The organism is Saccharopolyspora terrae (genome assembly GCF_004348435.1).
Classification (GTDB): Bacteria; Actinomycetota; Actinomycetes; order Mycobacteriales; family Pseudonocardiaceae; genus Saccharopolyspora; species Saccharopolyspora endophytica.
Map to the genome: position 1 here is coordinate 1 of NZ_SMKS01000031.1, position 12,573 is coordinate 12,573.

Sequence of the window (12,573 nt, forward strand, 5' to 3'; positions counted from 1 at the left end):
GACCGCGCCAGCGGAGCGAACACCTCCGCCGCGAACTCCTCCAACCGGCCACGCACCCGAGCGAGATCACCCTGCTTCACAAAACAAGATCATCCCACACCAAGATCCACACCTAACAAAGCACTACTAGGGGGCGACGTTCTGCTCGCCTGCGTACTGGTAGCGCCACACGCCGTCGGCGCGCTGGTCACGCCGGTTGTAGCACGCGTAGGGCGAGCAGGGGTCCTCCCCGTCGCGGGGCGAGGGGAAGGCGAACTCGCCCATGGGTAAGTCCTCGTCGACCGCGGGGATGATGAACGACCGGCCGTCCTCGGGGCCGCCGATGAGTTCCGCGTACACGTGTTGCTCCATCGAGATCTCCTTGCTCGGCGTTCGCCGCAACTCGCTTACAGCCAATAGGAACAAAAAGAACGGCCAACGGTTCCCGTTGTCACCCGAATGTTTTAACGCTGTGCTGCGAACGCTGCTCACGACCAGGTGAATAGGGGTCCCGGCGCCCGGGTACTGCACTGCCATGCCGCGAAACGACACGCAGGACCGCGCCGGACCGTCCAACCCGGACAAGGTCCTCTACCCGCAGGACTCCTTCCGGAAGCAAGACGTGTTCGACTACTACCGGGCGGTGTCCGGCCAGCTGATCGCGCACGCGCGGGACAAGCCGGTGACGCTGCGCCGGTTCCCGGACGGGATCGGCGCGGAGGGCTTCTTCCAGAAGGAGGCGTCGAGGCACTTCCCGGAGTCGATCCCGCGCGCTTCGGTTCCGCAGCGCGGCGGCGGACCCCCGGTGCACCACGTGCTCGTCGACGACGAGGACGCGCTGCTCTACCTCGCCGACCAGGCGTGCCTGGAAATCCACATCGCACTGTCCACAGTGGAGGACTTGGAGCGCCCGGTGCTGGCGGTGCTCGACCTCGACCCGCCGGAGGACGTCAGCCTCGCGACGCTGCGGGACGTGGTGCGCACGATGTGCGAGCGCTTCGCCGACGAAGGATTCGCTCCGCACCTGCAGGCCACCGGAGGCAAGGGATTCCACATCGCGGCACCGCTGAACGGCGACCACGGGTTCGACGAGATCCGCTCCCAGGTGCGCGAGCTGGCCGATCGCGCCGCGCGCGACGATCCGCAGCGGCTGACCACGGAGCAGCGCAAGAACAAGCGCGGCGACCGGATCTTCCTGGACACCAACCGCAACGCCTACGGCCAGACCATGATCGCCCCCTACTCGCTGCGCGCACGCCCCGGAGCACCGGCGGCCACCCCGCTCGACCTCGAGGAGCTCGGCCGGGCGAACCCGCGCTCGTACGGGTTGAGCAACATGGCTCGCCGCCTCGCGCAAAAATCCGACCCGTGGCGCGACCTGCACTGATCGGTCGTGCATGGGTCGGCGCGGGTTCGGGTAAGCGAGGTGGACGCACGACGTTGGAGGGATCGTGGACGCCGACATCACGCTGTTCGTCGACGGCACCGAGCACCGGCTCACCGTGGACACCCGCACGACCGTGCTCGACGCCCTGCGCGAACGGCTCGGGATCACCAGCGCGAAGAAGGGCTGTGACCACGGCCAGTGCGGCGCCTGCACCGTGCTGCTGGAGGACCGGCGCGTCAACAGCTGCCTGATGCCCGCCGTGGCGCACGACGGCGCTCACCTGCGCACCGCCGACGGCCTCGTTGACGGCGAGCCGCACCCGTTGCAACGCGGGTTCATCCGGCACGACGCCTTCCAGTGCGGCTACTGCACGCCTGGGCAGGTCGTCTCCGCGGTCGCCGCCGTCGAAGAGCTGAAGGCGGGAGAGCCCAGCGCTGTGACCGCCGAGGGCGCCGATCTCGACGATGAGATCCGGGAGCGGATGAGCGGCAACATCTGCCGGTGCGGCGCCTACGCCAACATCGTTCGCGCGGTCAACGAGGCGGTGACCCGATGAGACCCTTCCACTACGAGCGCGTCGCCGACGTGGACTCGGCGGTGAGCGTGCTCGCCGAGACGCCCGGAGCCGAGTACCTGGCCGGTGGCACCAACCTCGTGGACCTGATGAAGCTGGAGGTCGCCGCGCCGGAAGTCCTCGTCGACGTGCGTCGGCTGACCTCCGACCAGATCGAGGACCACGACGGCACGTTGCGCATCGGTGCCTCGGTCACCAACAGCGCGCTGGCTGCGGATCCGCTGGTGCGGCAGCGCTTCCCGGTGCTGTCCCAGGCAGTGCTCGCGGGTGCCTCCCCGCAGCTGCGCAACCTCGCCACCACCGGGGGAAACCTGCTGCAACGCACCCGGTGCGGCTACTTCCAGGACATCACGACACCGTGCAACAAGCGCGAACCCGGCAGCGGCTGCTCGGCCCGCGAGGGCTTCCACCGGGAGCACGCGATCCTGGGCGCCTCCCGCGAATGCGTGGCCACCCACCCCTCGGACATGGCGGTGGCGCTGGCCGCGCTCGACGCCGTGGTCAACACCGTCGGTCCCGGCGGAAGCCGCCGCATCGACCTGGTGGACCTGCATCGCTTGCCCGGCGACGAACCGCAACGCGACACCGTGCTCGAACACGGTGAGCTCATCACCTCGGTGGACGTGCCGCCGCTGGACTTCGCGGTGACCTCCCGCTACCGGAAGGCCCGCGACCGCACCTCGTTCGCGTTCGCGCTGGTCTCGGTGGCGGCCGCCCTCGACGTCGCCGACGGCGCGGTCCGCGACGTGCGGCTCGCGCTGGGCGGGGTGGCGCACAAGCCATGGCGGGCCACCACCGCCGAGCAGGTGCTGCGTGGTGAGCCGGCGACCGCGGACGACTTCCGCCGTGCCGCCGATGCCGAGCTGGAGGCGGCGAATCCGTTGCCCGGTAACGATTTCAAGGTGCAGCTGGTGCGTAACATGATTACCGGAGCGCTCGCGGACCTGGCGGGGGTGTCGAGATGAGCACCGCCGCCACCCGAATCCTCGGAGCTCCACTCGACCGCCTCGAAGGGGAGGCGAAAGTCCGCGGCCGCGCGCTCTACGCGGCCGAACACCCGGTCGACAAGCCCGTGCACGCCCACCTGGTGCAATCGCAGATCGCGCGCGGGCGCATCACCACCATCGACGCGACCGCGGCGCTGGACGAGCCCGGAGTGCTCGACGTGGTCACCCACCACAACGCTCCCGAGCTCGCCTCCACCGACGACGCCGAACTCGCGGTCCTGCAATCACCGCAGGTCGGTTACCGGGGACAGCCGATCGCCGTAGTGCTCGCCGAATCCTCCGAGATCGCCCGCGCCGCAGCCGGTCTCGTGCGCGTCGAGTACGAGCAGGACGAGCACGACGCGGACCTCGACGCCGACCGCGACGATCTCGTACCGGCCGACGACGACCTCGACCAGGGCGAGCTCGACGCCGCGCTCGCCGGGTCGGTGATGGCGCACGACGCGGTCTACACCGTGCCGCAGGAGCACCACATCGCGATGGAACCGCACGCCACGACCGCCGCGTGGTCCGAAGGCGAGCTCACCGTCTACGACTCCACGCAGGGCGTGCACTGGGTGCGCGACGCGCTCACCGAGCTCTTCGGTGTCGACGCCGAGAACGTGCACGTCGTCGCACCGCACGTCGGCGGTGGGTTCGGGTCCAAGGGGCCCGCGCACGCACACCTGGTGGCCGCCGTCCTAGCCGCCCAGCGCGTCGAACCGCGCCCGGTGAAGCTGGTGCTCACTCGCCAGCAGGTCTTCCCGATCGTCGGGCACCGCGCCGCCACGATCCAGCGCGTGCGGCTCGGCGCAGACTCCAGCGGACGCCTCACCGCCATCGGCCACGACGTGATCGCACAGGACGCCCGCTTCAAGAGCTTCCCCGAACTGGCCGGAAAACCCACGCGCACGATGTACGCCGCACCGAACCGCCGGATCACCCACCGGCTGGCGCAGCTGGACCTGCCGGTGCCGACGTGGATGCGGGCACCGGGCGAGTGCCCCGGGATGTACGCGCTGGAAACGGCGATGGACGAGATGGCCATCGCCTGCGGGCTGGACCCCATCGAGTTCCGCATCCGCAACGAACCCGAGACCGATCCGGACACCGGGCTGCCGTACTCCAGCCGGAACCTGGTGGCCTGCCTGCGCGAAGGCGCCAGCAGGTTCGGCTGGGCCGACCGCGACCCGGTTCCGGGCGCCCGCCGCGACGGCGAGTGGCTGGTGGGCACCGGTGTCGCCGCCTCCACCTATCCGGTCAACTCGCAGCCCGGCACCCAGGCCACCATCCAGGCCAGGCCCGACGGCCGGTACCGGGTGCTGCTCGGCGCGGTCGACATCGGCACCGGAGCGTGGACCGCGCTGACCCAGATCGCCGCCGACGCCCTGGGCGCTGACGTCGATCGTGTCGTGCTCAGCATCGGCGACACCGACCTGCCCTGGGCCTCCGGCGCGGGCGGTTCGACCGGGATCACCTGCTGGGGCTCGGCGATCGTCGACGCCGCGCGCCGGCTGCGCATGGAGCTGCCCGACGGCGAGCCGGTGCCCGAGGAAGGTGTGGTGGTGACCGGTCGGATGCCCCACAACCCGCATCAGGGCACCTACGCGATGCACAGCTTCGGCGCTCAGTTCGCCGAGGTGCGGGTGAACGTCGACACCGGCGAGGTGCGGGTGCCGCGCATGCTCGGCATCTTCGCCGCCGGGCGCATCGTCAACGCCAAGACCGGTGCCTCGCAGCTCATGGGAGGCATGACGATGGGCATGTCGATGGCCCTGCACGAGGAGGCCCACGTCGATCCGCGCTACGGGCACGTGATCAACCGGGACATGGCGCAGTACCACGTCGCGGCGTGCGCCGACGTCGGAGACATCGAGGTCGACTGGATCGACGAGGACGATCCCTACGTCAACCCGATGGGCACCAAGGGCATCGGCGAGATCGGCATCTGCGGCACCGCGGCCGCAATCGACAACGCGGTGCACCACGCCACCGGCGTCCGCGTCCGAGACCTGCCCATCACGCCCGACAAGCTCGTCGGCACGATCTGATCGTCGCTGGGCATCCCGGAAGCGGTCGATCTCAACGTTGATGCTCTTCGGCATCCTCGGGCCCGCGCACCCGGCGGCCGGTGGTCTCGTCGCGGTCGGCGATCGCGTGCGCCGTCAGCTCTTCTTCAGCTCCTGGGCGAACATCACGAGGATGCCGCTGGGGCCGCGGACGTAGGTGAGCTTGTAGACGTCCTCGTAGGTCGCCACGCCGCGCAGCGGACGACATCCGTGCTCGGCGGCGATCGCCAGGGCTTCGTCGATGTCGTCGACCGAGAAGGCGACGCGGTGCATGCCGATCTCGTGGGGACGAGTCGGCGCGGTCTCGATCGCTTCGGGGTGGAGGTACTCGAACAGCTCGAGGTGCCCGCCGTCCGGCGTCTGGAGCATCGCCACCTTGGCGTGGTTGTCGTCGAGGCCGACGGCGGTGTCGGCCCACTCCCCGCTGACCGCGGTGCGGCCGACGACCGTGAGGCCGAGGTCGGTGAAGAAGGAGATCGTCGCTTCGAGGTCGCGCACGGCGATGCCGACGTTCTCGAACTTGATGGCCATGCCTCGGAGGGTACCGAGCCGGACCGACCGTCCCCGGTGAGTTCGGGTGGGATCTCAGCCGCGCGCCTCGTCCAGGGCCATCTCGGTGACGGTGCGCAGCGGGAGGCCGAGGGCCTTCGCCGCGGCGGCGACGTCGTCGTGCTCGGGTTTGCTGCGGTGCGGGCCGTGCTTGACGCGGATCCGATGTCCCCGCACGGACACGGTCGTGGTGCGGCGGGGGAGCGCGGTGCGCTGGACCTCGTGCCGACGGGTGCCGAGCGTGCCGGTCTCGGCCACCACGATCTCGGTCAGCTCCGCCTCGACCCCGGGGGTGCACAGCACGTGCAGGACGTGGGCGGGGCGGGACTTCTTCATCGTCGCCGGGCTGGTCCACGCGTCGGCCGCGCCGGCGTCGAGCAGCCGTTCGACCACGTGACCCAGGGATTCGCCGGTGACGTCGTCGACGTTGCACTCCACCACGACCATCGTCTCCGACCCGGTGTGGGAGGACCCCAGCGAGGCCGACAGGACGTTCGGGCGCTGCGGGAAGCGCTTGGTCCCGGCCCCGTAGGCGGTGGCGCCGAGCGTCATCGCCGGGGGAGGGGTGAACCGGGTGCCCATCGCCGCGACCAGGGCCGCGCCCGTCGGCGTGACCGTCTCCCCGGCGAGGTCCGCGCCGACCACCGCCGCGCCTTCCAGCAGGCGCAAGGTCGCCGGAGCGGGCGCGGGGAGCACTCCGTGCGCGCAGCGGACCGTGCCCGACCCCAGCGCGATCGGAGCGGCATGCACTGCGGTGACCGACAGTTCGTGCAACGCCGCCGCCACTCCGACGGTGTCCACGATGGTGTCCAGGCCGCCGACCTCGTGCAGGTGCACCTCCGCCGGATCGCGGTCGTGCAGCTGGCCCTCCACCCGCGCGATCGCTTCGAGCGCGGAAACCGCCAGCTGCGCAACGGGTTCCGGTCGCGCGCGGGAGGCGAGCTCGATCAGCTCCGCCGCGTGCCGCTCGGGCGCGTCATCGTCGGTGGTCACGACCGCTCTGGTCGCCGCGATCCCGTCCACCTGGACCCGCTCGGCGTCCAACGACCACTCCCGCAGGCCGGTGGACTCGATCGCCGATCGCACCCGCTCCAGCGGGGCTCCGAGCCCGAGCAGCGCGCCCAGCAGCATGTCGCCGGAGAGCCCGGTCGCGGGGTTGAGCCAGAGGATCATCGCCGGGCCACCACGGCCAACCGGTGCGCGGCCATCGCGGCGGAGAAACCCGAGTCGATGTTGACCACGGTCAGCCCGGCAGCGCAGGAGGTGAGCATCGCCAGCAGCGCCGTCACGCCGTCCAGCGAGGCTCCGTACCCGGTCGAGGTCGGCACCGCGATCACCGGGCACGACACCAGGCCGCCGACGGCGCTGGCCAGGGCGCCCTCCATGCCCGCCACCACGACCACGGCGTCGGCCTGCTCGAGGTCCTCGCTCGCGGCGAGCAGCCGGTGGATGCCCGCCACCCCGACGTCGCGGACCACGTGGGTGCGCAGGCCGATCGCGGAGGCGACCGCGTCCGCCTCCGCCGCGACCGGCCAGTCCGACGTGCCCGCCGTGGCCACGCACAGCCGGAAATCGCGCTGCTCGGCCGGTCGCCACACCAGCAACCGCGCCGTCTCGTCGTAGTCGCCCCCGGGCACCCGCACCGCCGCCGCGACCTCGGGTTCGACCCTGGTGACAAGGACGGGGCCGGTGCTGCGCGCCAGCAGCTCGGTCACGATGCCGGTGATCTCCTCCGGCAGCTTGCCGGGACCGTAGACCACCTCCGGAAGCCCCTGGCGGGATTCGCGGTCGGTGTCGACCCTGGCGTAGCCGAGATCGCTGAAGCCGGTCATGACGCCGTCCGGGTGGGCAGCAGCGGGAGCAGCACGTTCATCCGGCCGCTGGAGAACCCGGCCATGTCCAGCGCGCAGAACTCGAAGCCCGCTTCCCGGCCCGCGGCGTCGAGCTCGGCGTGGTGCGCTGCCGCGCGGTCGATGTCCTCGGCGGGCACCTCCAGGCGGGCCACCGTGCCCTGACCGTGCGCGCGAACCCGGCACACCGGGAACCCCAGGGCGTGGACGGCGGCCTCCGCCCGCTCGATGCGGGCCAGCACCTCCGGGGTGACCGGATCGCCGTAGGCGACGCGGGAGGCCAGGCACGCCGCGGCCGGTTTGTCCGCAGTGGACAGACCCAGCTCGGCGCTGGCCTGGCGGACGTCGGACTTGGTGAGCCCGGCGTCGACCATCGGCGCGATCGCGCCGCGCTGCGCGGCCGCGCGCTGGCCCGGCCGGTGATCTCCCAGATCGTCCACATTGGTGCCCAGCGCGATGGTGGCGCCCATCGTCGCCGCCAGCGGTTCCACCGCGTCGAACAGCGCGGACTTGCAGTGGTAGCAGCGATTTCCGTCGTTGGCGGCGTACTCGGGCCGATCGGCCTCGTCGGTGCAGACCTCGACGTGGGCGAGGCCGTGCTCGCGCGCGAAGCGCTTGGCCCGCTTGCGCTCGTCGGCCGCCAAGCTCGGGGACACGGCCGTGACCGCGAGCATCCGCGACCCCAGCTCCTGGTGCGCCACCACGGCCAGCAGCGCCGAGTCCACGCCACCCGAGAACGCCACGACCAGGGATTCCTCGGTTCTGACGCGCGCCCGCAGGCGGTCCAATCCGGTCACGACGCACTCCTCACGCACGCTCGCTCACAGCCATGTGGTCCGACCAGACTCTAACTCCATCGAGCGATGCATCCCATGCCGTCGAAGGAGATCTTTCCGGTGGTCAACGAGCCTTTTGGCGGCTCGTTCGGGGTGCTAGTGCGGACGCGCCCGCCTGTCCCTCGACCGAGTGGCACTCCCCGGCTCGGCGGCCGGACCGACCTACCTTCCGAAGGGAACGTGCCGATGGGAGGAGACCGCGGTGACCGACAACAACGCTGCTCAGCAGATCGCGGCCGGGTACACCTCCGGCGGAGCCGCCGTCGACCTCGGGGCGGTGGTCATCGACAACGAGGCCGATGCCGCGGCCCAGGTGCGCATCCCGCTGGCCACGCTCAACCGGCACGGCCTGGTCGCGGGTGCGACCGGCACCGGCAAGACCAAAACGCTGCAACTGCTCGCCGAACAGCTCTCCGACGCCGGGGTTCCCGTCGTGCTCGCCGACATCAAGGGCGACTTGTCCGGGCTCGCCCAGCCCGGCGAGGGCGGCGAGAAGCTCACCGCGCGCGCCCAGGACGTCGGCGACGACTGGCAGGCCTCGTCCTACCCGGTGCAGTTCCTCTCGCTGGGCACCGGCGGCCGCGGGGTGCCGATCCGGGCGTCGATCACCAGCTTCGGGCCGCTGCTGCTGTCCAAGGTGCTCGGGCTCAACGCCACCCAGGAGTCCACCCTCGGGCTGATCTTCCACTGGGCCGACCAGCGCGGGCTCGGACTGCTGGACACCAAGGACCTGCGGTCGGTCATCCAGTACCTGACCAGCGACGAGGGCAAGGCGGACCTCAAGGGCATCGGTGGTGTCTCGGCCGCCAGCGCCGGGGTGATCCTGCGGGCGCTGTCGAACCTGGAGGCCCAGGGCGGGGACGAGTTCTTCGGCGAACCCGAGCTGGAGGTGGCCGACCTGCTCCGGCAGACCGAGGGCAAGGGCGTGGTCAACCTCCTCGAGCTCGACGACGTGCAGACCAACCCGGTGCTGTTCTCCACGTTCCTGATGTGGCTGCTGGCCGAGCTCTTCGAGGAGATGCCCGAAGCCGGTGACCTGGACCGGCCGAAGCTGGTGTTCTTCTTCGACGAAGCGCACCTGCTGTTCAACGACGCGTCCAAGGCGTTCCTCGACCGCATCGAGCAGACGGTGAAGCTCATCCGCTCCAAGGGAGTCGGCGTCTTCTTCTGCACCCAGCTGCCCACCGACCTGCCCAACCCGGTGCTCTCGCAGCTGGGCGCCCGCGTCCAGCACGCGATCCGCGCGTTCACCCCCGAGGACCAGAAGGCGCTGTCCAAGACGGTGAAGACCTACCCGACCACCGAGCACTACCAGCTCGACGAGGCGCTGACGAGCCTCGGCATCGGGGAGGCGATCGTGACGGTGCTGTCGGAGACCGGCGCTCCGACACCGGTGGCCTGGACGCGGCTGCGCCCGCCGCGCTCGCTGATGGGCACCATCGGCGAGGACGCGGTCCGCTCCTCGGCCCAGTCCTCCGACCTGCACGCCAAGTACTCCGAGACGATCGATCGCGAGTCCGCCTACGAGAAGCTCGCCCAGAAGGTCACCGAGCCCGCTGCGGAAGAGGGGCAGGCCCCGCAGCAGAAGGGCGCGCGCGAGGAAGCGGGGATGTTCCAGAAGGCGATGGAGAACCCGGCCGTGCGCTCGTTCTTCCGCTCCGCGGCCAGCGCCGTCGGCCGCGAGGTCACCCGCGGGCTGTTCGGCAACAGGAGGCGCTGACTGACCCCGCTTCACCCGATCAGGTAGGGTCTGCCCGACTTATCCACGCGGGAGCTCGGGCGAATCGGGCTGAGAGGGTGGCACGCAGCGCGCCACCGACCGCAGAACCTGTCCGGATAATGCCGGCGTAGGGAGCTGTCGATGGCGCTTGACGTCGAACGGTCCGAAGTTCCGAACACCCTGGACGAACCGGCACCCAGAACGCTGGGGGTGCTCGACCAAGGAGCCTTCTGGGGCAACCTCGGTGTGAGCCTGCTGGGATTCAGCGGTGCGCTCGCGGTGCTCGCGCCCGCTGGCGTGCCGCAGCTGTCCTTCGCGGCCGCGGTGACGGCGACCGTCGTCGGGACCGTGCTGGGCAGCCTGATGGTCGGCATCGCGGCCATCCCCGGAGCCCGCACGGGCGCACCGGCGATGATGCTGCTGCGCGGCCTGTTCGGCACCCGGTTGTCCTACGTGCCGACCGTGCTCAACATCCTCCAGCTGGTCGGCTGGGGGACGTTCGAGCTGCTGGTGATCGCCCAGGGCGCCGAGGCGCTGTTCGGCGGTGGACCGCAGTGGCTGTACGTGCTCATCGCCGGAGCCCTCACCACCGCGCTGACCTTGCGCCCCCTCGGTGCGCTGAGGTTGCTGCGCCGCTACGTGAGCATCGCCGTGCTCATCGCGATGGTCTACTTCTTCGTGCAGCTGCTGCTCCAGCCGTTGCCGCCGATGAACGACGGGTCCTGGGAGGGGTTCTGGCCCGGTGCCGACGCGGCGCTGGCCGTCGCGGTGTCCTGGCTGCCGGTCGCCTCGGACTACTCGCGGCACTCGCGGTCGGCCAGCGGTGCGTTCACCGCGGCGACCGTCGGTTACTCGGTCACCCAGATCGCCTGCTACCTGCTGGGACTGCTCGGTCTGGCGCTGGTCGGGTTCGACGGGGACAAGGCGTTCGACCCGCTGCTGGCGGCGCCGCTGGGCGTGCTGTTCTTCGCGGTGCTGGTGCTGCGCGAGGTCGACCAGTCCTTCGCCGACACCTATTCGACCGCGGTGTCCATCCAGAACTTGCGCCCCAGCACCGATCGGCGGCTGTTGAGCTTGATCGTCGGCGTGGTCAGCACGCTGGCAGCGCTGACGATGGACATCGAGCAGTTCTCCAACTTCCTGCTGCTGATCGGATCGGTGTTCGTGCCGATGTTCGGCGTGCTGGCGGTGGACTACTTCTACAACGCCCGCAACCGCGAGTGGGACGTCTCGGCGCAGGCCCCCTCCCGCTGGGGGATGCTGATCGCCTGGCTGCTGGGCTTCGCGACCTTCCAGCTGATCAACCCCGGCGAACTGGGCTGGTGGACCGCGTTGTGGACCGGCGCCCGCGAGGCCATCGGGTTCACCGTCCCGACCTGGATGAGCGCTGCGCTGACCTCGTTCGTCATCTCCGCGGTGGCCGCGGGCATCATCGGCCTGCTCGCCCGCAGCCGCCGGAAGGGCTGAACCGGGCGGTTCGCGTCGAGGCGAACCGCCCGGAGACCGGGGACGGCTCCAGCCAGGAGGGGCGGCGGTGGTGGCTGGAGCCGTCGTTTCCGGGCGCCGGGACTCAGTGGTCCCGGCGCGTCACCAGGTGGGCCAGTGCCGAGAGCGCCTCTGCCGCGTCCTCCACCGGCTCCGCTCTGCGGAGATCGGTCAACGCCGAGGCGAGCAGTTCATCGGCCTGGGCCTGGCTCCACGCCCGCCCGCCGGCGAGCGTGACGAGCTCCGCGGCCTGGGCGAGCTCGCCGCTGACCAGCGGCTGCTCCCGGTAGTAGAGGGACGCCAGCCGCTGGCCCGCGCTCGAGCCCGAGGTCAGCGCGGAGACCACCGGCAACGTCTTCTTGCGGGTGCGCAGATCGGAGAACACGGGTTTGCCGGTCATCGCCGGATCACCCCAGATCCCCAGCAGGTCGTCGATGTGCTGGAAGGCCAGCCCCAGCCGCTCCCCGAAGCTGCGCATCCTGGTGATCTGCTCCGGCGAGCCGCCACCGTGCAGCGCGCCGAGCGCGCACGCGGCCCCCAGCAGAGCACCGGTCTTGTCGCGGGCCATCCGCTGGCACGCGGCGACGTCCACGTCGGCACGCGTCTCGAACTCCAGGTCCGAGTTCTGCCCGTCGATGAGGCCGAGCACCGCGCTGCTGAGCATCCGCACCGCGCTGGCCGCCTCCGGGTGGTGCGAGGAGGCGAGCACGTCGGCCGCCAGCGTCAGCAACGCGTCGCCGGCCAGGATCGCGGTGGCGTTGCCGAACACCGTCCAGGCCGTCGGCCGATGTCGGCGCGTGACATCGCCGTCCATCACGTCGTCGTGCAGCAACGAGAAGTTGTGCACCAGTTCCACGGCCACCGCGGCCGGCACCGCGTCCGCCGGATCGCCACCGACGGCCGAGGCGCTGAGCAGCACCATGGTCGGCCGCATCGCCTTGCCCCGGTCGGCGCGCACCGGGTTCCCGCGCTCGTCGAGCCACCCCAGGTGGTAGCCGGCGACCTGGCGCATCCGGTCCGGGAGCCGGTCCACCGCCGCTCGCAACGCGGGCTCGACCATGGTTCGGCTGCTGGTCAGCGCCTCGAAGGCCTGACCGGCGCGGTTCGCGTCCTGCTGCATCGTCGTCATTGCGGGTTC

12 protein-coding genes and 1 riboswitch are annotated in these 12,573 nt (G+C 70.9%); of the genes, 6 read left to right on the forward strand and 6 right to left on the reverse strand.

The window, feature by feature from the left end; translation table 11 throughout:
- Nucleotides 1–126: 126 nt before the first annotated feature.
- Nucleotides 127–351, reverse strand: coding sequence for a hypothetical protein (locus tag E1181_RS17920; RefSeq protein WP_132676244.1), 225 nt, complete (start codon nt 349–351; stop codon nt 127–129).
- Nucleotides 352–514: 163 nt separating this feature from the next.
- On the opposite strand from E1181_RS17920, the gene ligD reads away from it, so the two are divergent.
- From ligD to E1181_RS17940, 4 genes are all read left to right on the forward strand, one after another.
- Nucleotides 515–1,366: a non-homologous end-joining DNA ligase gene (gene ligD / locus E1181_RS17925; protein ID WP_132676246.1), complete on the forward strand. Its 852-nt coding sequence runs from the start codon at nt 515–517 to the stop codon at nt 1,364–1,366.
- A gap of 64 nt (nt 1,367–1,430) precedes the next feature.
- Nucleotides 1,431–1,922 (forward strand): (2Fe-2S)-binding protein, encoded by a 492-nt coding sequence (locus tag E1181_RS17930; RefSeq protein WP_132676248.1) that lies wholly within the window; start codon nt 1,431–1,433, stop codon nt 1,920–1,922.
- Nucleotides 1,919–2,905, forward strand: a complete 987-nt coding sequence (locus tag E1181_RS17935) for an FAD binding domain-containing protein (protein WP_132676250.1) — start codon at nt 1,919–1,921, stop codon at nt 2,903–2,905. The genes E1181_RS17930 and E1181_RS17935 overlap by 4 nt, the downstream gene beginning before the upstream one ends.
- Nucleotides 2,902–4,977 carry a xanthine dehydrogenase family protein molybdopterin-binding subunit gene (locus E1181_RS17940; protein WP_132676252.1) on the forward strand — a complete coding sequence of 692 codons (2,076 nt, stop codon included), beginning with the start codon at nt 2,902–2,904 and terminating at the stop codon, nt 4,975–4,977. The genes E1181_RS17935 and E1181_RS17940 overlap by 4 nt, the downstream gene beginning before the upstream one ends.
- A 114-nt stretch (nt 4,978–5,091) precedes the next feature.
- Here the strand turns inward: E1181_RS17940 and E1181_RS17945 are convergent, their stop codons facing one another.
- The 4 genes from E1181_RS17945 to larE are packed head-to-tail and all read right to left on the reverse strand — an operon-like array spanning nt 5,092 to nt 8,191.
- On the reverse strand, nt 5,092–5,526 hold the full coding sequence (locus E1181_RS17945; protein WP_132676254.1) for a VOC family protein: 435 nt from the start codon (nt 5,524–5,526) through the stop codon (nt 5,092–5,094).
- 54 nt (nt 5,527–5,580) lie between these two features.
- The gene (larC, locus tag E1181_RS17950) at nt 5,581–6,717 is read right to left on the reverse strand and encodes a nickel pincer cofactor biosynthesis protein LarC (RefSeq protein ID WP_132676256.1); all 1,137 of its coding nucleotides are present in this window, start codon (nt 6,715–6,717) and stop codon (nt 5,581–5,583) included.
- Nucleotides 6,714–7,376 carry a nickel pincer cofactor biosynthesis protein LarB gene (gene larB / locus E1181_RS17955; RefSeq protein WP_132676258.1) on the reverse strand — a complete coding sequence of 221 codons (663 nt, stop codon included), beginning with the start codon at nt 7,374–7,376 and terminating at the stop codon, nt 6,714–6,716. Before larB ends, larC begins: the two co-directional genes overlap by 4 nt.
- Nucleotides 7,373–8,191 (reverse strand): ATP-dependent sacrificial sulfur transferase LarE, encoded by an 819-nt coding sequence (larE, locus tag E1181_RS17960; protein WP_235876851.1) that lies wholly within the window; start codon nt 8,189–8,191, stop codon nt 7,373–7,375. The genes larB and larE overlap by 4 nt, the downstream gene beginning before the upstream one ends.
- A 241-nt stretch (nt 8,192–8,432) precedes the next feature.
- On the opposite strand from larE, the gene E1181_RS17965 reads away from it, so the two are divergent.
- Nucleotides 8,433–9,950 (forward strand): helicase HerA-like domain-containing protein, encoded by a 1,518-nt coding sequence (locus tag E1181_RS17965; RefSeq protein WP_132676262.1) that lies wholly within the window; start codon nt 8,433–8,435, stop codon nt 9,948–9,950.
- A gap of 37 nt (nt 9,951–9,987) precedes the next feature.
- Nucleotides 9,988–10,101: riboswitch (TPP riboswitch) on the forward strand.
- Nucleotides 10,092–11,417, forward strand: coding sequence for a purine-cytosine permease family protein (locus E1181_RS17970; protein WP_132676264.1), 1,326 nt, complete (start codon nt 10,092–10,094; stop codon nt 11,415–11,417). (Overlaps the previous riboswitch by 10 nt.)
- A gap of 103 nt (nt 11,418–11,520) precedes the next feature.
- On the opposite strand, the gene E1181_RS17975 is transcribed toward E1181_RS17970, so the two are convergent.
- Nucleotides 11,521–12,564, reverse strand: a complete 1,044-nt coding sequence (locus E1181_RS17975; protein WP_132676266.1) for a family 2 encapsulin nanocompartment cargo protein polyprenyl transferase — start codon at nt 12,562–12,564, stop codon at nt 11,521–11,523.
- Nucleotides 12,565–12,573 lie beyond the last annotated feature (9 nt).